This window comes from Paramagnetospirillum sp. (assembly GCF_058402745.1).
Window position 1 is genome coordinate 127,109 of the sequence record NZ_JBZVFI010000016.1, and the last position, 19,174, is coordinate 146,282.

At 70.4% G+C, this 19,174-nt stretch carries 10 protein-coding genes; 8 read left to right on the plus strand and 2 right to left on the minus strand.

The genetic code is table 11. From position 1 onward, the window contains the following. The first annotated feature begins 16 nt into the window (after positions 1-16). The 4 genes from glmU (at position 17) to ACV4UZ_RS13955 (ending at position 12,430) form a co-directional block, all read left to right on the plus strand. Positions 17-1,366: a bifunctional UDP-N-acetylglucosamine diphosphorylase/glucosamine-1-phosphate N-acetyltransferase GlmU gene (gene glmU / locus ACV4UZ_RS13940; protein ID WP_491601411.1), complete on the plus strand. Its 1,350-nt coding sequence runs from the start codon at positions 17-19 to the stop codon at positions 1,364-1,366. A gap of 5 nt (positions 1,367-1,371) precedes the next feature. Next, positions 1,372-3,195 (plus strand): glutamine--fructose-6-phosphate transaminase (isomerizing), encoded by a 1,824-nt coding sequence (gene glmS, locus ACV4UZ_RS13945; RefSeq protein ID WP_491601412.1) that lies wholly within the window; start codon positions 1,372-1,374, stop codon positions 3,193-3,195. Then, the gene (locus tag ACV4UZ_RS13950; RefSeq protein WP_491601413.1) at positions 3,192-3,773 is read left to right on the plus strand and encodes a septation protein A; all 582 of its coding nucleotides are present in this window, start codon (positions 3,192-3,194) and stop codon (positions 3,771-3,773) included. Before glmS ends, ACV4UZ_RS13950 begins: the two co-directional genes overlap by 4 nt. 203 nt (positions 3,774-3,976) lie before the next feature. Continuing rightward, the gene (locus tag ACV4UZ_RS13955) at positions 3,977-12,430 is read left to right on the plus strand and encodes a hypothetical protein (protein WP_491601414.1); all 8,454 of its coding nucleotides are present in this window, start codon (positions 3,977-3,979) and stop codon (positions 12,428-12,430) included. A 75-nt stretch (positions 12,431-12,505) separates the two neighbouring features. Here ACV4UZ_RS13955 and ACV4UZ_RS13960 read toward each other — a convergent pair whose 3' ends face one another. Then, a complete protein-coding gene (locus ACV4UZ_RS13960; protein ID WP_491601415.1) occupies positions 12,506-12,892 on the minus strand; it encodes a hypothetical protein in 387 nt (128 codons plus the stop codon). 4 nt (positions 12,893-12,896) lie between these two features. Beyond that, complete coding sequence (gene ygfZ, locus ACV4UZ_RS13965) at positions 12,897-13,799, minus strand: CAF17-like 4Fe-4S cluster assembly/insertion protein YgfZ (protein WP_491601416.1); 903 nt, start codon at positions 13,797-13,799, stop codon at positions 12,897-12,899. Between the two features lie 96 nt (positions 13,800-13,895). On the opposite strand from ygfZ, the gene ACV4UZ_RS13970 reads away from it, so the two are divergent. The 4 genes from ACV4UZ_RS13970 (at position 13,896) to ACV4UZ_RS13985 (ending at position 19,168) form a co-directional block, all read left to right on the plus strand. Then, positions 13,896-14,918 carry a glycosyltransferase gene (locus tag ACV4UZ_RS13970; protein ID WP_491601417.1) on the plus strand — a complete coding sequence of 341 codons (1,023 nt, stop codon included), beginning with the start codon at positions 13,896-13,898 and terminating at the stop codon, positions 14,916-14,918. Further along, positions 14,915-15,943 carry a glycosyltransferase gene (locus ACV4UZ_RS13975; protein WP_491601418.1) on the plus strand — a complete coding sequence of 343 codons (1,029 nt, stop codon included), beginning with the start codon at positions 14,915-14,917 and terminating at the stop codon, positions 15,941-15,943. Before ACV4UZ_RS13970 ends, ACV4UZ_RS13975 begins: the two co-directional genes overlap by 4 nt. A 103-nt stretch (positions 15,944-16,046) precedes the next feature. Next, on the plus strand, positions 16,047-17,807 hold the full coding sequence (gene asnB / locus ACV4UZ_RS13980) for an asparagine synthase (glutamine-hydrolyzing) (RefSeq protein ID WP_491601419.1): 1,761 nt from the start codon (positions 16,047-16,049) through the stop codon (positions 17,805-17,807). 29 nt (positions 17,808-17,836) lie between these two features. Further along, positions 17,837-19,168: a dihydroorotase gene (locus ACV4UZ_RS13985; RefSeq protein ID WP_491601420.1), complete on the plus strand. Its 1,332-nt coding sequence runs from the start codon at positions 17,837-17,839 to the stop codon at positions 19,166-19,168. Positions 19,169-19,174: the final 6 nt, after the last annotated feature.

The following is a 19,174-nucleotide window of genomic DNA, read 5'->3' on the forward strand; positions in this document are numbered from 1 at the left end:
GGGTCCAGCCCGCATCATGGCTTCCAGCAAGCTCGCCGTCATCGTCCTTGCCGCCGGCATGGGAACGCGCATGAAGTCGTCGCTGCCCAAGGTGATGCATCCGCTGGCGGGCCGGCCCATGGTGAGCCATCTGCTCGACACCGTCTCGGGCCTTTCCCCCGACCGCATGGTGGTGGTGGTCGGCCCCGACATGGAGGTGGTGAGCAAGACCGTCGCCCCCCATTCCACGGTGATCCAGGCCGACCGGCTGGGCACCGGCCACGCCGTCCTCCAGGCCAAGGCGGCTCTGGGTTCGTTCGATGGCGACGTGCTGGTGCTCTACGGCGACACGCCGCTGATCACCCGGGCGACGCTTGAGCGCATGCTGGCCGAGCGGCGCGGTCCCCGCGACCCGGCGGTGGTGGTGTTGGGCTTCAAGCCCTCGGACCCCGGCCATTACGGCCGTCTGGTGGTGGGCGCCGAGGGGCTGAAGGCCATCGTCGAATACCGTGACGCCACCCCCGACCAGCGCGAGAACCCGCTGTGCAATTCCGGCGTGATGTGCATCGACGGCAACCGCCTGTGGAGCCTGATCGAGCGGGTGGACAACAAGAATTCCAAGGGCGAGTACTACCTGACCGACATCGTCGCCCTGGCCCGCGCCGACGGCGCCACCTGCTCGCACGTGGAGGGCGATCCGGCCGAGCTGCTGGGCGTCAATTCCCGCTCGGAACTGGCGGTGGCCGAAGCCCTGGTCCAGGTCCGCCTGCGCGAGGCCGCCATGGAGAACGGCGCCACCCTGATCGATCCGGCCACCGTCTGGCTGTCGTGGGACACCCGAATCGGCAAGGACGTCACCATCTGGCCGCACGTGGTGTTCGGCCCCGGCGTGACGGTGGGCGACAACGTCGAGATCAAGGGCTTCTGCCATTTCGAGGGCTGCACCGTGGAAGACGGCGTCGCCGCCGGTCCCTTCGCCCGGCTCCGCCCCGGCGCCGAGATCGGCGAGAACGCCCATATCGGCAATTTCGTCGAGGTCAAGAAGGCCACCATCGAGGCCGGCGCCAAGGTCAACCACCTGACCTATATCGGCGACGCCCGCGTCGGCGCCGGCGCCAACGTGGGGGCGGGCACCATCACCTGCAATTACGACGGCTTCAACAAGTCGTTCACCGATATCGGCAAGGGCGCCTTCATCGGTTCCAATACCTCGCTGGTGGCCCCGGTGAAGATCGGCGACGGCGCCGTGGTCGGCGCCGGCTCGGTGATCACCAAGGAAGTGACCGAGGGCGCGCTGGCGGTGGCGCGCGGCTCGCAGATGGAGCTGAAGGGCTGGGCCGAACGGTTCCGTGCCCAACAGGCCGCCAAGAAAGCCAGGAAGGACTAGGCCCCATGTGCGGCATCGTCGGCATCATCGGCAAGGTGGAAGTGGCGTCTCTCCTGGTGGAGGGGCTGCGGCGCCTGGAATACCGCGGCTACGATTCGGCCGGCATCGCCACCCTGGTGAACGGCGAGATCGAGCGCCGCCGGGCCGAGGGCAAGCTGGCCAATCTGGAAGCCCTGCTGAAGACCGCGCCCGTGGGCGGGCTGATCGGCATCGGCCACACCCGCTGGGCCACCCACGGCGTGCCCAACGAAAGGAACGCCCACCCCCACGCCACCAGGCGGGTGGCGGTGGTCCACAACGGCATCATCGAGAACTTCCACGAGCTGAAGGCGGAACTCACCGCCCAGGGCCACGTGTTCGAGAGCGACACCGACACCGAGGCGGTGGCCCAGCTGATCGACCACCACCTGGGCCTGGGAATGAGCCCGGAAGACGCCACCGCCAAGGCGCTGGAGCGCCTGCAGGGCGCCTTCGCTCTCGGCATCATCTTCGCCGGGCGGCCCGACATGATGATCGCGGCCCGCCAGGGCTCGCCCTTGGCCATCGGCTATGGGGCGGGCGAGATGTATCTGGGCTCCGACGCATTGGCGCTGGCGCCGCTGACCCAGAAGATCAGCTATCTCAACGACGGCGACTGGGCGGTGCTGACCGCCGACAGCGTGGTCATCCGCGACCGCACCGGCGCCACCGTCACCCGCGAGGTGCGCCAGACCCAGTTCTCCGGCGCCATGATCGGCAAGGGCGAGCACCGCCACTTCATGCTCAAGGAAATCTTCGAGCAGCCGGAAGTGGTGGGCGGCACGCTGAACACCATGCTGAACCCCGCCGACCGCACCATCACGCTGCCCAAGCTGCCCTTCGATCTGGCCGCCGTGAAGCGGGTGCGGATCATCGCCTGCGGCACCTCGTTCTACGCCGCCTCGGTGGCCAAGTACTGGATCGAGAAGCTGGCCCGCCTGCCGGTCGAGGTGGATATCGCCTCGGAATTCCGCTACCGCTGCCCGCCCATGGAGGCCGACGGACTGGCCATCTTCATCTCGCAATCGGGCGAGACCGCCGACACCCTGGCGGCGCTGCGCTATTGCCGCGAGCACGGCCAGAAGACCCTGTCCCTGGTCAACGTGCCGGAAAGCACCATCGCCCGCGAATCCGAGGCGGCGCTGCTGACCATGGCCGGTCCCGAGATCGGCGTGGCGTCGACCAAGGCCTTCACCACCCAGCTGACCGTGCTGGCCTGCCTGGCCATCGGCATGGGCCGCGCCACCGGCGCCCTGTCCCGTGACGCCGAGGCGGAGGTCTGCCGCTCGCTGTCCGAGATTCCGGCCCGCATCGCCGAGGTGCTGCGCCGCGACGACGATATCCGCATCATCGCCCAAGGCATCGCCGAGGCCCGCGACGTGCTGTATCTGGGACGCGGCACCGGCTATCCCATCGCGCTCGAAGGCGCGCTGAAGCTCAAGGAAATCAGCTACATCCACGCCGAGGCCTACGCCGCCGGGGAACTGAAGCACGGCCCCATCGCGCTCATCGACGATTCGGTCCCCGTCATCGTCATCTGCCCCACCGACGAGCTGTACGAGAAGACCGCCAGCAACGTCCAGGAAGTGGTGGCGCGCGGCGGCCGCGTGGTGTTCTTCTCGGACGAGGAAGGCATCGGGCGACTGTCGGCCAAGGCCTTCTCCTCCATGGCCCTGCCCAGCGTCGATCCCATCGTCGCCCCCATCCTCTACGCCATCCCGGTGCAGCTGCTGGCCTACCACGTGGCGGTGGCCAAGGGCACCGACGTGGATCAGCCCCGCAACCTGGCGAAAAGCGTCACCGTGGAATGAACGCCGCCCAGCCCACGCCCCCCCCCAAATGGCTGAAGCCCGCCGTGGATTTCGGGCCGCTGGCGGTGTTCCTGGGGCTTTACTGGCTGAAGGGCCTGCTGCCCGCCACCGCCGCCCTGATGGCGGCCACGGCGGTGGCGCTGGTGCTGTCCTTCGTCTACACCCGCAAGGTCGCCCTGATGCCGCTGGTCACCGCCGCCGTGGTCGGCGTGTTCGGCGGCCTGACCCTGTGGCTGAACGACGAGACCTTCATCATGATGAAGCCCACCATCGTCTACGGCCTGTTCGCCGCCGTGCTGGGCGGCGGCCTGGTGCTGAAGCGCCCCACGGTCAAGGCGGTGCTGGGCGAGGCCCTGGCGCTGGACGACGACGGCTGGCGGGCGCTGTCGCTGCGCTTCTGCCTGTTCTTCATCGCCATGGCCCTGCTCAACGAGGTGGTGCGCCGCATCGCCAGCATGGATGCCTGGGTGCTGTGGAAGGTGCCGGGCAGCATGGCGCTCACCTTCGTCTTCATGCTGTTCCAGATGCCGCTGATCCGCCGTCACCTGGTGGAGGAGCCGGCCACCCCCGGCGAGTGACCTGTTCCAGACGGCAATATCCGCCCGGCAAAATCTGCCCCGGGCAAAATTTGCCGGGACGGGACTCCCGTTCATCCTTATAAGAAACATAGGAATTCGCCCGCATCCCGTTACGTGCGGCGCCCGGCATGTTTCTTGCGTCGCCACGCGAAATCAGGTCTGGCGTCGCCGCGGCCCGCCAGGGTCCGGCCGGAGAAGCATTCATGGTCTCGTCCATATCGTCGCTGAACGAGGCGCAGATCGCTCAACTGAGCGGTGCGGCCATCCGCGACCTGACCGCGAGCGACATCCGCGAACTCAGCTCGTTCCAGATCGCCGCCTTCACCGTCGAGCAGATCCAGGAATTCAGCGCCACCCAGCTGGCCTCGCTCAGCACCTCGCAGGTGACCGGGCTGACCGAGGCTCAGATCGGCGCCCTGTCGCCGTCCCAGGTGGCGTTCAGCGGCGAACAGCTGTCGGTGCTGCTCGACGCCCAGTTCGACGCCTTCGGGGTGGACGTCATCGCCTCGCTCTCCACCTTGCAGATCAAGGGCCTGACCGCCACCGACCTGGGCGAGATGACGGTGACCCAGTTCCGCGCCCTGGCCCCCAGCCAGCTGTCGGCCCTGTCCGCCACCCAGGTACGCGGCCTGACCGCCACCGAGACCGGAGCGCTGACTCCCACCCAGGCCACCGGTCTGGCGCCCAGCCAGATCGCCGCCATGACCGGCACCCAGGTGGGCGGATTGCCGAGCGAGACCCTGGCCTCGCTGACCCAGGCCCAGCTGGGCGGCCTCTCCATCACCGGCATGCTGGCGCTGTCCTCCACCCAGGTGACGGCGCTGAGCGCCGAGCAGGTGGCGGCGCTGTCCACCACCCAGGTACGCGGCCTGACCCAGACGGCCACCGCCGCGCTCAGCCCCGGCCAGATCGCGGCTCTGAGCGGAGACCAGGTGGCGGCGCTCAGCGCCTTCGGCATCCAGGGTCTGGCCGAGACCCAGATCGCGGTGATGACCGCCCAGCAACTGGCCGCCATCACCGCCTCGCAGTTCCAGTTCCTCGGCACCCCGGCCATCGCCACCCTGACTCCCACCCAGATGGAGGCTCTCAGTTCCACCCAGCTGGGGGCGATGACCGCCAAGCAGGTGGGCGGCCTCACCGACCCGCAGCTGGCGGCGCTCACCACCACCCAGATTTCCTATCTCCCCACCCGCGCCCTGGCCGGTCTGGCCGCCACCCAGGTCGATCAGCTCTCCGCCGACCAGGTGGCGGTCATGAGCAGCGTCCAGATCCGGGCGCTCACCACCACGGCGGTGGAATCCCTGGACGCCACCCAGATCGGCGGCCTGTCGGTCGGCCAGATCGCCGCGCTTTCCACCTCGCAGTTCGCCACCTTCTCCACCGCCGAGATCGGCGGGCTGTCGGCCGCCCAGGTGCGGGGCCTGACCGCCACCGGCATCGGCTGGCTGTCGCAGGAGCAGGTGGAGGCCCTGACCCCCACCCAGGTGGCGGCCTTGACCGCCACCCAGATCAAGGCGCTGAACGCCACCGAGATCGGCTACCTGTCGGTGGACCAGCTGCAGGCCATGAGTGGCGCCCAGGTTTCCGCCCTGGCGCTGACCGCCATGGCGGGGCTGAGCCAGGACCAGCTGCGCGCCCTGACCAACACCCAGTTCGCCGCGCTGTCGGCCGCCCAGATCGGCATGCTGGGCGCCGACCAGCTTCACGCCCTCGACCCGGCGCAGATCTCCAGCCTGAGCCTGTATCAGGTGAGGGGCCTGGGCCAGCGGGCCCTGGCCGAGTTCGACGAGACCCAGCTGGCCGCCATGGGCACCACCCAGATGGCGGCGCTCTCCACCACGGCGCTGCGCGGGCTGAACGAATTCCAGATGGTGCAATTGAGCGCCGAGCAGCTGGGAATCCTGAGCCAGACCCAGTTGGGCGGATTGCTGCCGACCCAGATCGCCGGGCTGAGCCCGACCCAGATCGGCCGCCTCAGCTCCACCCAGATCACCGGGCTGAACATCACCCAGATCGCCGCCCTGTCCAACGAGCAGCTCGAGGCCATGGTCCCTGCCCAGCTGGGGGCGCTCAGCCTGATCCAGCTGCGCAGCCTGACCTCGGGCCAGCTGTCGGTGCTCACCCCCACCCAGGTCGAGGGCTTCTCAACCACCCAGGTGGGCGCGCTGACCGCCACCCAGATCAAGGGCCTGTCGGTGGAGGTCATCGAGAACCTCGCCGATTCGCGGCTGGCGGCGCTGTCCGCGTCGCAGATGGGCGGGCTGAGCGTCGAGCAGCTTTCCGCCCTGACCGAGACCACCCTGGACCGCCTGTCCGCCACCCAGTTGGGCGGCCTGACCGCCGGGCACATCCGGGCCTTCACCGACGAGCAGTTCAATTCGCTGGACGCCACCCAGGTCGGCGCCCTGTCCACCACAGGACTGCTGGGCCTGTCCCAGGACCGGGTGGCCATGCTCAACGAGGCGCAGCTGGGCGGCCTGTCGGTCACCCAGATCGGCGGGCTGGGAGTCAACGCCCTGGCGGCGCTCAGCGCCGATCAGGTCGGCCACCTGTCCTCGGCCCAGCTCAAGGGACTGAAGGACACCCAGCTGGGGGCGCTGTCGGCCGAGGCGCTGCCGGGACTGACCGCGACGGCGCTGGGCGGCCTCACCACCACCCAGGTCACCGGCCTGACCGCCACCCAGATCGGCCTGCTCGGCACCGACCAGCTGAGCGGCCTGTCGCAGACCCAGATTTCCATCCTGCGCCCGACCCAGCTGGCCGGACTGACGCCGACCCAGCTGGGCGAGCTGCCGGTGACCCAGGTGCGGGCGCTGACCGCCACCCAGATCGCCGCCCTGTCCGATACGGCCATCGCCGCCCTGTCGCCGGCGGCGGTGGCGGCCCTGTCCAGCGCCCAGGTCCGGGCCCTGACCCCCACCAACATCGCCATGATGTCCGACAGCCAGATGGCGGCGCTGGCGCCGTCGCAGGTGGCGGCGCTGGGCGTCGCCACGCTGCGCGCCCTGACGGACACCCAGGTGGCCGGCCTGTCGGCCTCGCAGATGGCGGCGCTGAACGTCACCCAGGTATCGGGACTGACCAACACCCAGATGGCGGCGCTCACCCCCGAGCAGGTCTCGGGGCTGTCCTTCACCCAGTTGCGCGCCCTGACCGCGACACAGTTGGGGGCGTTGAGCGGATCGCAGCTGCAGAGCCTGACCGGCACCGAGGTGGCGGCGCTGACACCCACCCAGATTCGCGGCCTGGGCGCCGCCAGCCTGGCCGAGCTGGCCACCACCCAGATCGGCCTCCTGAGCTTCACCCAGCTGGCGGCGCTGTCCACCACCGGCGTCACCGGCCTGACCAGCAGCCAGATCGATGCCCTGTCGGCCACCCAGATCCGGGCGCTGTCCACCACCCAGATCTCCGGCTTCAGTCCCGATCAGATTTCCAATCTGTCGGCCACCGTGCTGTCGGCCCTGTCGCGCACCCAGATCGGCGGCATGACCGCCACCCAGGTGGGCGCGCTCAGCGAGACCCAGATCGCGGGGCTGGACGCCGCCAGCATTGCCGCCCTGTCCGCCTCGGGCATCGCCGGACTGAGCGAGACCCAGGTGGCGGCGCTCTCCGTCACCCAGATCGGCGCGCTGACCCCCACCCAGCTGGCCGGTCTTTCCGCCGCCCAGCTGTCGCGGCTGGAATCCGCCGAGATCGGGGAATTGTCGGTCACCCAGCTGCGCGGCCTGACCGCCGCCCAGCTGGCCGGACTGACCACCACCCAGGTGGGGGGGCTGAGCCAGACCCAGCTGTCGGCGCTGTCGCCCACCCAGGTCGGCGGCTTGGGCGCGGAACAGCTGGAGGCGCTGGGGCCGTCGCAATTGGGCCTGCTGACCGCCACCCAGGTGGGCGGAATCAGCAACACCGCCCTGGCCGGCCTGTCCAGCGTCCTGGTCGGCGGCCTGACCACCACCCAGCTGCGGGCGCTGTCGGCCACCCAGATCGGCGCCCTGTCCGAGGACGGGCTGGACGGCCTCGATCACGAGGAACTGGCCGCGCTCTCGGCGTCCCAGATCCGCGGCCTGACCGCCACCCAGACGGCCGGCCTGGATTCGGGCCAGCTGGCGGCGCTCAGCCCCACCCAGCTGGCCGCGCTCAGCACCACCGCCATCGGCGGCCTCACCACCACCGGCATCGCCGGGTTGGCGGCGTCGCAACTGGCCGGGCTGTCCACCACCCAGGTCTCGGCACTGGGCATGGAGCAGATCGGCGGCCTCGACACCACCACCATCGCGGCGCTCTCCGTCACCCAGGTGCGCGCCCTCGCCCCGTCACAGCTGGCCGGGCTGGCGGCAACCCAGCTGGGCGCCTTCACCCCCACCCAGCTGGCGGCGCTGTCCACCACCCAGATGCGCGGCCTGAACGGCGACACCATCGCCAACCTGGACGTCACCCAGTTCAGCGCCACCCAGATGGCGGCCCTGTCCGCCGCCGGGGTGAGCGGCCTGGCCGCAACCCAGATCGCCCAGCTGTCCTCCGCCCAGTTGCGGGCCTGGTCGCCCACCCAGGTGGGATGGCTGTCCGCCGCCCAGGTGGAAAGCCTGACCTCGGCCGAGCTTGGCGTTCTGACCGTCACCCAGCTTTCGGGCCTGACCGCCGCGCAGATGGAGGCACTGACCACCACCACCCTGGACGGCCTGACCGCCACCCAGATGGGCGCCCTGTCGGCCGCCGCCATGAGCGGCCTGACCGAGACCCAGATGGCCACCCTGGGCGAGACCCGCGTCCGGGCGCTGACCTCCACCCAGGTCGGCGGCCTGAGCGAGGCCCAGGCCCAGGCCCTGACCACCCGGCAGCTGGCGGCGCTGTCGGTCACCCAGGTGACGGCGCTCGCCACCTATGCCCTGGCCGGGCTCTCCGCCACCCAGGTGGACTCGCTCACCGCCACCCAGCTGCGGGCGCTGTCGGCCACCCAGCTGTCCGCCCTGTCCGAGGCCGGGCTGGACGGCATGACCACCACCGATCTGGCGGTGCTGTCCACCACCCAGCTGCGCGGGCTGACCGCCACCCAGCTGGACTCCCTCTCCACCACCCAGGTCGGCGCCTTCTCCACCTCGCAGATCGGCGCCCTCTCGGCCGGCACCATGGCCGGCCTGAGCAACACCCAGATCGCCGCCATGAGCGGCACCCAGGTCCGCGCCCTGACCCCCGCCCAGATCGCCGCGCTGAGCCTGGATCAGGTGAGCGGGCTGGGCGGCAATACCCTGGCGGCGCTCTCCGTCACGCAGCTGCGCGGCATGGGCGCGGCCCAGCTGGCGGCCCTGGACGCCGGGCAGTTGGCGGCGCTCGACAACACCCAGCTGGCCGGACTGTCCACCACCCAGATGCAGGGGCTGACCGCCGGCACCGTGGTCAATCTCGCCACCACCCAGCTTGCCGCCTTCAGCGTCACCCAGATGGCGGCGCTGTCCACCTCGGGCATCGCCGGGCTGTCGGCCACCCAGATCGAGTCCCTGTCCACCGCCCAGCTGCGCGCCTGGAGCGCCACCCAGGTGGCCGCGCTGACCGGCGATCAGGTGGGCGGCCTGTCGGCCACCGATCTGGGGGCGCTCACCACCACCCAACTGAGCGGCCTGACCGCCACCCAGGTGGAATCGCTGTCCACCACCACCCTGGCCGGCATGACCGCCACCCAGATGGCGGCGCTGTCGGCCAGCGCCGTCGGCGGCCTGTCGCCCACCCAGATGGGAGTGTTCAGCGAGACCCGCATCCGGGCCATGACCGCCACCCAGATCGCCGGCCTCGGCGAGGAGCAGTTGAGCGCCCTGGCCACCACCCAGCTGACCGCGCTGGCGGCGACCCAGATCGCGGCCATCGCCGCCGGCGCCATCGACGGCCTGTCGGCGGCGCAGGTCGCCAGCCTGTCCACCACCCAGCTCCGCGCGCTGTCGGCCACCCAGGTGGCCGGGCTGTCCGAGACCGGCATCGACGGCCTGTCCAACACCCAGATGGCCGCGCTGTCCACCACCCAGATCGTCGGCCTGACCACCGAGCAGGTGGCGGGACTGGCCACCACCCAGCTGGCCGTCCTGTCGGCCACCCAGGTGCGCAGCATGGGCACCCTCCAGCTGGGCGCCCTGGATTCGGCCCAGTTCGCCGGCCTGTCCACCACCGGGCTGGCGGTGCTCTCCACCACCCAGGTGGGATCGCTGGCCGGGTCGCAGTTGGGGGCCCTCGGCCAGACCCAGCTGGGCGTCCTGTCGGTCACCCAGATCCGCTCCCTGTCGGGCGGCGGCATCGCCGGCCTGTCCACCACCGGCCTGGCGCAGTTGTCCACCACCCAGCTGGCGGCGCTGTCCGCCACCCAGCTGGGCGCCATGAGCTCCACCCAGATCGGCGGGCTGCCCACCGGCGCCGTCGCCGCGCTTTCCGCCACCCAGCTGACCGGCCTGAAGGCGGCCCAGGCGGCGGCTCTGTCCACCGCCCAGCTGGCGGCCCTGTCGGTCACGCAGCTCCGCGCCATGCCGGTCTCGGCGCTGTCGGGCCTGACCGCCGACCAGAGCGCCGCCCTCAGCCTCACCCAGGTGGCGGCCATGTCCACCACCCAGATGGCCAGCCTGAGCCAGACGGCGCTGTCCGGCCTGACCTCCGGGCAGGTGGCGGCGCTGTCCAACACCCAGTTGCGGGCGCTCACCGCCACCCAGATGGGCGGCCTGACCGAGACCCAGATGGCGGGGCTGTCCGGAACCGCGCTGGCCTCGCTGTCCACCACCCAGCTGGCCGGGCTGGGCAGCACCCAGACGGCGGCGCTCACCACCGCCCAGCTGGACCTGCTGACCGCGACCCAGATCGCCGCCCTGTCGGCGGGCGGCGTGGGCGGGCTGACCGGCGGCCAGATCGAGTCCATGACCACCACCCAGCTGCGCGGCCTGTCGGCCACCCAGATCGGCCAGCTGTCCGAGGATGCGGTGGACGATCTCACCGCCGAGGATATCGGCGCCCTGACCGTCACCCAGATCAGGGGCCTGCTGGCCGAGCAGGTGGACGAACTGGACGAGACCCAGATCGGCGCCATGACGGCGACCCAGATCGCCGCCCTGACCGTGACCGCCGTCTCCGGCCTGGCCACCACCCAGATCCATGGCCTGTCCACCGCCCAGATGGGCGGCCTGTCGGTAACCCACATTGCGGCCCTCAGCACCACCGCCCTTTCCGGCCTGTCCGCCACCCAGGTGGACGCGCTGTCCGTCACCCAGCTGCGCGGCCTGTCCGCCACCCAGATGGCGGCGCTGGGCACGTCGCAGATTCAGGGGCTGTCCACCGGCGATCTGGCCAGCCTCACCACCACCCAGCTGGCCGGACTCTCCACCACCGGCGTGGGGGCGCTGTCGGCCACCCAGATCGCCGGCCTGTCCACCACCTCGCTGACCGCGCTGTCCAATACCGGCCTTTCCGGCCTGTCGGCCACCCAGCTGGCCGGGCTGTCCCTGACCCAGATCCGGGGACTGGCCGCCACCCAGATGGCGGCGCTCACCACCACCTCGGTGGCCGGGCTGACGTCGGGGCAGGTGGGAGCGCTCGGCACCACCCAGCTGCGCGGCCTGAGCGGCGCCCAGATGGGCGCGTTCACCGCCACCCAGCTGGCCGGCCTCTCCACCACCCAGGTGGGCTCGCTGGCCGCCACCCAGCTGGCCGGCATCACCGCCACCGGCATCGGCTCGCTGTCGGCCACCCAGCTGCGCGGCCTGTCGACGACGCAGATCGCCTCGCTGTCGACCACCGGCATCGGCGGCCTGACCGAGACCCAGCTGGGGGCGCTCACCACCACCCAGCTGCAGGCGGTGACCGTCACCCAGATGGGGGCGCTGACCACCACCCAGGTCGGCGGTCTCACCGCCACCGAGATCGACGCCCTGACCACCACCCAGCTGGGCGGAATATCGGCCAGCGGCATCGCGTCGCTGTCCACCACCCAGGTGGCGGCGCTCACCACCACGCAGATTTCCTCGCTGTCGCAATTCGGCATCTGGGGCATGACCGTCACCGAGCTGGCGGCCCTGTCCACCACCCAGATCGGGGCGCTGACCCCGTCCCAGGTCAACGCCCTGTCGCCCACCGCCATCGTCGGCCTGAATGCCGAGCAGCTGGGCAGCCTCAACCAGACCCAGTTCTACGCCCTGGCCGGCGAGCAGATCGCCGCGCTGACGCCCACCCAGGTCAGCGGCCTGTCCACCGCCCACATCGCCCAGATGGACGGCGAGCAGCTGGGGGCGCTGACCCGCGTGCAGATCCGCGCCCTGTCCACCACCCAGGTACAGGCGCTGACCAATACCCAGATTCAGTCCCTGAGCACGGTGCAGGTGACCAATCTGACCGGCGCCCAGCTGCAGGCGCTGACCAATACCCAGTTCGCCACGCTGACCGCCACCCAGATCGGAGCGCTGACGCCGACCCAGGCCAGCAACCTCAGCACCACCGAGATGGCGGCGCTGTCGGCCAACCAGCTGAGCGGCCTGACCACCACCCAGGTGTCGTCGCTGTCCACCACCAATATCGGCGCGCTGACCGCCACCCAGATCGAGGCGTTGACCGCCACCCAGATCGACGCGTTCACCAGCACCCAGATCGCCGCCATGACGCCCGAGCAGATCGCCGCCATGGAATCGGCGGTGGCGTGATCGGGCGGGCGGGACGCCCGCGCTCCATGGCGCGGCGTCCCCTTCATCGGAGCGCGGGCGTCCCGCCCGCTCCCCCTATTCTTCCCCGCCGACCTTCTCGGCCAGCACCATGTACAGCCCGTCGGCGTCGATCACCGCCTCGCGGCTGCCATCGACCACCGCCGATTGCTCGACGATGGCCGCCAGGGGAGAGAGCCGCGCCTTGGCTTCATCCAGCGAGGACACGTAGATGTAGGGCGTGGAGCGGTCGAGCAGCACCGCCACGGTCCACGGGCTGAACCGGCGTTCCATGAAGGCCTTGGACGCCAGAATCTGATAGCTCTGCCCGGCGCGCAGGCCGACACAGCCCGGATGCCCGGTCTCCACCGTCTCGAAACCGAGCGCGACATACGTCCGCACCGCGTCGGCGATGTCGGCCGACACGGTCAGCGGCGTCACCCGCCGGGCCAGTTCGTCTCCCATGGCCTCACTCACCTTCGGGGAACACCGCCCATTTGGGCTTGGCCGCCACCAGAGCGGCCCCGCCGGCCGACAGCCCGGCGCCGCCTTGCGCCCGGAACTGTTCCAGCCGCACCAGGGCGAGACCGCTGGTGCCGCAGGCCGAGCGCATTTCACCAGCCTCGGCCTCGCCCAGCAGGATCGGCGTGCCGGGCGCGGGAACCGGACCGTCGATGCTGACCGGCATCAGGCGCTTCTTGACCAGGCCGCGATACTTGGTCCTGGCCGTCAGTTCCTGGCCCATGTAGCAGCCCTTGTTGAAATCGACGCCGTTCAGCTCCTCGAAGCCGTTTTCCAGCAGGATGGCCTTCTCGACCTCCAGATCCCGCGAGCCGTCGGGCAGGCCGAGCCGGATGCGGGCCGTATCCCACGCCTCGAAGGGCGCCGGCTTGAAGTCGTTGGCCTCCAGCACGCGGGGGCCGCCATCGGCGGGCAGCAGGGCGCGCAGGCCGGCCCCGGCCAGGCGGGGATCGACGAAGACGGTTCCGCCGGCGAATTCCGTCGCCGCTCCGGCCTCGGACCCGAGGTCGAAGGCCGCCGCCGCGCCCTCGCCCATCACCGCGAACACCGCCATGTTGGCGGCCACGCCCACGCTCACCTTGGAGCGCAGCTTGTACATGGAGAGCTTCTTCCTGAGCTCCTCGATGCGCGCCGCCTCGGCCTCGATCAGGAAGACCTCGCCCAGTTCCACCACGAACAGGTCGTAGAGGAACTTGCCCTGGGGGGTGAGCAGGGCGGTGTAGACCGCCCGGTCGCCGGCCACCTTGTTCATGTCGTTGGAGACCAGTCCCTGCAGGAAGGTCCGGCGGTCCTCGCCACCCACTTCCAGCACGGCACGCTGTTCCAGACGCACGAAGACCTTGTCGCTCATTGTCACGCTTCCTTTCCGACTCCCCTTCCGACGTGAAGGGTGGGTCAAACCAGCCGGGATGACAAGCCCCCCTGGCCGCCTTATAAAACTCTTACCATGCATATCACCCTCGTGGACGATTCCATCCCCTTCGACGGCTATTCCGCCGCCTCGCGCCCGCTGGGCGGAGCGGAGAAGGCCTTCGCCTCGCTGCCCGGCGCCCTGGCCCGCCTCGGCCATACCGTGCAGGTGTTCAACCGCTGCCGCTGGGGCATGTACATCGAAAGCGCCCAGTGGGAGACCTTCGACGGCAAGAAGCCGCTGCGCACCGACGTGCTGATCGCCTATCGCAAGCCGGCGCTGCTGGAATTCGTCCGCCATGCCGGCAGGCGGGTGTTCTGGCACACCGGGCCGGGCCGCCTGCTGGACCGCCCGGCGACGCGCTCCATGCTCGACACCCACAAGCCGCTGCTGCTCCTGGTCGCCGAGGCCCAGGCCCGGGATTTCCAGGCCAAGGGACTGGCCGCCGGCCTGCTGCCCATGGCGGTGCGCCCCGATTACCTGAGCGGCGAACCCCGCCCCCAGGCCCCGCCCCGCGCCATCGTCACCACCCATCCCGCCCACGGCCTGGACTGGCTGGTGGATCTGTGGGTGAGGAAGATCCGCCCCAAGGTTCCCGACGCCGAGCTGCACGTCCATTCCATGACGCTGGCCAGCGCGGCGGAAGGCGGCGCGGTGGAAGAGGGCCTGCGCCCCCTGGCCGCCAAGGTGCTGGAAGCCGCCGCCCACGGCGTGGTGGTGACCCGCCCCCAGGGCGACCACCTGATGAGCGCGGCGCTGGCCGAGGCCAGCGTCCACCTCTATCCCGGCCACCCCGACGACATGGGCTGCTACACCCTGATGGAAAGCCAGGCGGCGGGCTGCCCGGCGGTGATCCGCCCCCTGGGCGCCGCGCCTGAACGCATCGCCGATGGGGTCACCGGCTATTCCGCTCCCGACGACGACGCCTTCGCCAATCTGGCCGCCCTGCTTCTGACTGACCGGTCGGTCCAACAAGCCATGGCGGCGGAATCCCGTGCCCAGTGGAAGAGCCGGACCTGGGACGGGGTGGCGGCGACGCTGGAAGGCTGGCTGAAATGACCCGCCTGCTGCAGGCCATGGCCGGCGCGCCACACGGCGGCGCCGAGGCGTTCTTCGAGCGTCTGGCCCCCGCCCTGGCGCGGGCCGGGGTGAGCCAGCGCCTGCTGATCCGCGACAATCCCAGGCGCGCCTCCCTGCTGCGCGCCCAGGGGCTCGACGTGGTCGAGGCGCCGTTCGGCGGCGCGCTGGACCTCGTCACCCACTGGCGCTTCCGGCGCGAGGTCAGGGAGTTCAGGCCCGACATCGTGCTGACCTGGATGAACCGGGCGTCGCGCTTCGTGCCCAAGGGGTCCCATGTGACGGTGGGCCGCCTGGGCGGCTATTACGACCTGAAATATTACCGCCAGTGCGACCACCTGATCGGCAACACGCCTGACATCCGCGACTGGATCGTCGCCCAGGGTAGACCGACCGGTCAGGTTCACTACGTCCCCAATTTCGTCGCCGACAGCCAAGGCGCCGTCCCGGTGTCGCGCGCCACCCTCGATACGCCTGCCGGCGCCCCCCTGATCGTCGCCATGGGCCGCCTGCACGCCAACAAGGCCTTCGACGTGCTGCTGAAGGCGGTGGAGCAGGTCCACGACTGTTATCTGTGGATCGCCGGCGAAGGACCCTTGCGCGGAGAGCTGGAAGCCCTGGCCGCCCACCTGTCGGTCAAGCCCCGGGTGCGCTTCCTGGGCTGGCGCGACGACGTGGCGGCGCTGTACGCCACCGGCGACGTCTTTGTCTGCCCGTCGCGCCACGAACCCCTGGGCAACGTGGTGATCGAGGCCTGGGCCGCCGCCCGGCCCGTCATCGCGGCGGCGTCCCAGGGGCCGAAGCAGCTGATCACCGACGGCATCGACGGCTTGCTGGTGCCGGTGGACGACGAGCAGGCCCTGGCCCAAGCCATCCGCCGCCTGCTGGCCGAGCCCGACACCGCCCGCGCCCTGGCCGAGGCGGGACGCAGCGCCTACGAGCGCCAGTTCACGGAAGCGGCCGTGGTGGCGCGCTATCTCGACTTCTTCGACACGGTGAAGCGATGAATCCCCGCTGTCATCCTGAGCGGAGCGAAGGATCTTTCAGGCACCGGCGGAGGGTGAAAGACGCTTCGCTTGCGCTCGGCATGACAATCGTGGAGACCCGCTGATGTGCGGCATCGCCGGCCTGATGACCGTCAACGGCCCGCCCGATGAAAAGGTGCTGGACAAGCTGGCCGATTCCCTCGCCCATCGCGGCCCCGACGGGCGCGGCCGCCATGTGCAGGGCAATGTGGGGCTGGTGCAGAACCGCCTGTCCATCATCGACCTGGACGGCGGCAGGCAGCCCATCCTGGACGGCCGGGGCAACGCCATCGTCGCCAATGGCGAGGTCTACAACTACCTGGAGCTGAAGGCGGACATGGCGGGGCAAAGCTTCGCCACCGGTTCCGACTGCGAGCCGCCGCTGCATCTCTACCGCCACCAGGGGCCGGCCTTCGCGCGGTCCTTGCGCGGCATGTACGCCATCGCCATCCATGACTCGGGGGCGGGAAAGCTGGTCCTCAGCCGTGATCCCTTCGGCATCAAGCCGCTCTATCTGGTGGAGAATGCCCCCGGTCTGGCCTTCGCGTCCGAGCCCCAGGCCCTGGTGGCCGCCGGACTGGTCAGGCCCGAGGTCGATTCCCACGCCCTGGCCGAGCTGCTGCAACTGCAATTCACCACCGGCACCCGCACCATCTTCAAGGGCGTGCGTCGCCTCAGCCCCGGCGAGACGGTGGTGGCCGAGGACGGCTGCGTCCAGGAAAGCCGCCGCCTGCCGGCCCTGCCCGCCGGCGGCCCCGTCGAGGGCAGCCCCGACCGCCTGCTGGACGAGCTGGACGACACCCTGACCGAATCGGTGGAACTGCACCAGCGCTCGGACGTGCCCTACGGCATGTTCCTGTCGGGCGGCATCGATTCCTCGGTGGTGCTGGCCCTGATGGCGCGCCTCAACCCCCGGGGCGTGCTGGCCTTCACCGCCGGCTTCCCCGGCACCAGGGCCCATGACGAGCGCGCCCACGCCCGCGAGCTGGCCCGCACGGTGGGCGCGCGGCATGTGGAGGTGGAATTCGGCGAAGGCGACTTCTGGTCGCTGCTGCCCCGGGTCGCCGCCGCCATGGACGACCCGGCCGCCGATTACGCCTGCCTGCCCACCTTCAAGCTGGCCCGGGAGGCGAGGAAGGAGGTCAAGGTCATCCTGTCGGGCGAAGGCGGCGACGAGCTGTTCGGCGGCTATGGCCGCTACCGCCACGCCATGCGCCCCTGGCCGCTGACCAGGCCCATGCGCAGGAAGGGCACCTTCGACGGCCTCGACAGCCTGCTGCGCGACGGCGTCACCAGCCACTGGCGCCACGGCATGAAGCTGGCCGAGCGGGCCGAGGCCCTGCCCGGCCGCACCCGCCTGCAGACGGCCCAGGCGGTGGATTGCGCCGACTGGCTGCCCAACGACCTGCTGACCAAGGCCGACCGCTGCCTGATGGCCAACGGCATCGAGGGCCGCGTGCCCTTCCTCGATCCGGTGGTGGCCGCCTTCGCCTTCCGCCTGCCCGACCACCTGAAGGTGAGGAGGGGCCTGGGCAAGTGGCTGCTGCGCCGCTGGCTGGAAACCGCGTTGCCCGCCGCAAGGCCCTTCGACAAGAAACGCGGCTTCACCGTGCCCGTGGGCGAATGGATCGCGGCGCGCCCCGAGATCGGCACCCTGGTGGCCCGCCAGCCGGGCATCGAGGAAATTTGCCACCCCGGCAAGGTCAGGCGCCTGTTCGAGGATTGCTCCAAGGACACCGCCTTCGCCTGCTGGACCCTGCTGTTCTATGCACTGTGGCACCAAAGGCACGTTCTCGGACGGATTCCGAGTGGTGATACCTTTTCCGAACTGGCGGAACGGATATAATCCGACCATTCCCTGTTTGGAGAAGTGCCATGGCCCAGACCTTCGACATGATCCTGCGCAATGGCATGGTGGTGACGCCCAGCGGCACGCTGCGCACCAACATCGCCGTCGGCGACGGCCGCATCCGGGCCATCGGCGACCTGCTGGGCGCCTCGGCCGCCGACGACGTCGATCTGCGCGGCCTGACCGTTCTGCCCGGCGTCATCGACACCCAGGTGCATTTCCGCGAGCCGGGCCTGGAGCACAAGGAAGACCTGGAGAGCGGCACGCGGGGCGCCGCCCAGGGTGGCGTCGTCGCCATCTTCGAGATGCCCAACACCAAGCCGTCCACCACCACCGCCGATGCCATCCGCGACAAGCTGGCCCGCGCCCGGGGCCGCGCCTGGGTGGACCACGCCTTCTTCATCGGCGCGGCGTCGGACAACATCGAGAATCTGGCCGAGTGGGAGCGCATCCCCGGCTGCGCCGGCATCAAGGTGTTCATGGGGTCGTCCACCGGCAACCTGCTGGTGGCCGACGACGAGACGCTGGGCCGGGTGCTGGCCCAGGGGTTCCGCCGCGTCGCCGTCCATTGCGAGGACGAGGGCCGGCTGATCGAGCGCAAGCACGTGGCCGAGGAAGGGGCGCACCCCCGCGTCCACCACCAGTGGCGCGACGAGGAGACGGCCCTTTTGGCCAGCAAGCGCCTGATCAATCTGGCGGAGAAGGCCGGCCGCCGCGTCCACGTCCTGCACGTCACCACCGCCGAGGAGATGGAGTTCCTGGCCGGGCACAAGGACATCGCCACGGTGGAGACCACGCCCCAGCACCTGACCCTGGCGGCGCCCGAATGCTACGAGCGCCTGGGCACCTATGCCCAGATGAACCCGCCCATCCGCGGCGCGTGGCACCGCGACGCCCTGTGGGCCGCCATCGCCGACGGGGTGGTGGACGTGCTGGGCTCGGACCACGCGCCCCATACCCGCGAGGAGAAGGACAAGCCCTATCCCCAAAGCCCGTCCGGCATGACCGGGGTGCAGACCCTGGTGCCGCTGATGCTCGACCACGTCAACCACGGCCGCCTCAGCCTGGAACGTCTGGTGGACCTGACCAGCGGCGGCCCGGCCCGGATCTACAACATCGCCGGCAAGGGCCGCATCGCGGTGGGCTACGACGCCGACTTCACCGTGGTCGACATGAAGGCCGAGCGCACCATCACCAACGACTGGATCGAAAGCCGCTGCGGCTGGACTCCCTTCGACGGCCACAAGGTCACCGGCTGGCCCATCGCCACCATCGTGCGCGGCCAGACGGTGATGCGCGACGGGCAATTGCTGGGCTCCGCCGCCGGCGAGCCGGTCCGCTTCCAGGAAAGCCGGTAGAAGCCG

Coding starts and splice junctions, on each gene's coding strand:
- glmU (WP_491601411.1), top strand. CDS start 17: ATGGCTTCCAGCAAGCTCGCCGTCATCGTCCTTGCCGCCGGCATGGGA.
- glmS (WP_491601412.1), top strand. CDS start 1,372: ATGTGCGGCATCGTCGGCATCATCGGCAAGGTGGAAGTGGCGTCTCTC.
- ACV4UZ_RS13950 (WP_491601413.1), top strand. CDS start 3,192: ATGAACGCCGCCCAGCCCACGCCCCCCCCCAAATGGCTGAAGCCCGCC.
- ACV4UZ_RS13955 (WP_491601414.1), top strand. CDS start 3,977: ATGGTCTCGTCCATATCGTCGCTGAACGAGGCGCAGATCGCTCAACTG.
- ACV4UZ_RS13960 (WP_491601415.1), bottom strand. CDS start 12,892: ATGGGAGACGAACTGGCCCGGCGGGTGACGCCGCTGACCGTGTCGGCC.
- ygfZ (WP_491601416.1), bottom strand. CDS start 13,799: ATGAGCGACAAGGTCTTCGTGCGTCTGGAACAGCGTGCCGTGCTGGAA.
- ACV4UZ_RS13970 (WP_491601417.1), top strand. CDS start 13,896: ATGCATATCACCCTCGTGGACGATTCCATCCCCTTCGACGGCTATTCC.
- ACV4UZ_RS13975 (WP_491601418.1), top strand. CDS start 14,915: ATGACCCGCCTGCTGCAGGCCATGGCCGGCGCGCCACACGGCGGCGCC.
- asnB (WP_491601419.1), top strand. CDS start 16,047: ATGTGCGGCATCGCCGGCCTGATGACCGTCAACGGCCCGCCCGATGAA.
- ACV4UZ_RS13985 (WP_491601420.1), top strand. CDS start 17,837: ATGGCCCAGACCTTCGACATGATCCTGCGCAATGGCATGGTGGTGACG.